1 protein-coding gene and 1 pseudogene are annotated in these 975 nt (G+C 60.6%); one reads left to right on the forward strand and one right to left on the reverse strand.

Features of this window, described 5'->3' with window-relative positions:
* The first annotated feature begins 154 nt into the window (after positions 1 to 154).
* Positions 155 to 703 (forward strand): O-antigen ligase family protein, encoded by a 549-nt coding sequence (locus tag CGU34_RS17685; RefSeq protein ID WP_369122070.1) that lies wholly within the window; start codon positions 155 to 157, stop codon positions 701 to 703.
* A gap of 109 nt (positions 704 to 812) precedes the next feature.
* On the opposite strand, the pseudogene CGU34_RS17355 reads toward CGU34_RS17685, so the two are convergent.
* Positions 813 to 975: pseudogene (locus CGU34_RS17355) on the reverse strand (GDP-L-fucose synthase); the annotation flags it as partial.

The following is a 975-nucleotide window of genomic DNA, read 5'->3' on the forward strand; positions in this document are numbered from 1 at the left end:
CCGCTACCTCTCCGACATCTCCATGCGCAAACTCGTCCACACACTCCAAGACCACGCCGAGCCTGAGCGCCCCGACCTGTTCCTCACCGCCTGACCCTCACCCATCAAGGAAGCAGCCGGATTGACACCACAACACGGGACTTGACCTGTGGCTGTGCTTGTCGCCGCTGCTGTGCCCCTCCTTTGGAGCATGCGGCGCAACAGGGGATTGGTCTCGATAGTCTCGGTCGGGGTAGCAGTCGTGTTCGCTTCAGGTATCTTCAACTCGGTAATCGCGAAAGCGCTGGAAGGTTTCGCCGGAAACACGAGCGCGGCTCTGCGGCTCACGTTGCCGTACGAGTACTTGTTCCCTCGGTGGGCGGAACAGCCGTTATTCGGCTGGGGGCCGGGCGAAGCGAGCAGATTCGTTACAGAGACGAACATCGGGGGTCTGCAAGCGAGCACCCTGATGAAGCTGTTGGTTGAATACGGACTTGTCGGCGCAGTCATCCTCGCGGTCACTGTTCTTGTCTGTCTACGCCCTAGCGGAGCCCCGGTGGCGTTGATCGTGGCGGTGTTCGCAGCATGGGCCATCCCCGCGGAAGCTTTGCTGAACAGCACTCTGGTTATGCTTCTTCTATTCGCCCTACCCAACTGGTCAAGCCCGCGCCTGCGGATGCCCGAACGAGCAAAACGGAGACTTGGTCTATCGGTTCGGGTTTGACGGGTAGGCGTTCCTTAATGGGGTCGCGTGGCGGGCACCGGGTGGCGTCAGTCCGTACGTATGGTCTACTGTGCCTCAGCTTGGTGAGAGCGAAGGTTCGTGCCCTGTTCTAAGCTCTCACTCGATCGACGTGCTGGCGATACCAGGCGACGGTTCGTTCCAGTCCCTCACCGAGCGTGATCTGCGAAGTCCACCCTGCGTCGGCGAGCTTTGACACGTCGAGCAGTTTCTGGGGCGTCCCGTCTGGCTTGCTTGTGTCCCATTCCGTCTCG

The sequence above is a fragment of the Microbacterium lacus genome, assembly GCF_002812805.1.
Taxonomy (GTDB): domain Bacteria; phylum Actinomycetota; class Actinomycetes; order Actinomycetales; family Microbacteriaceae; genus Microbacterium; species Microbacterium lacus_A.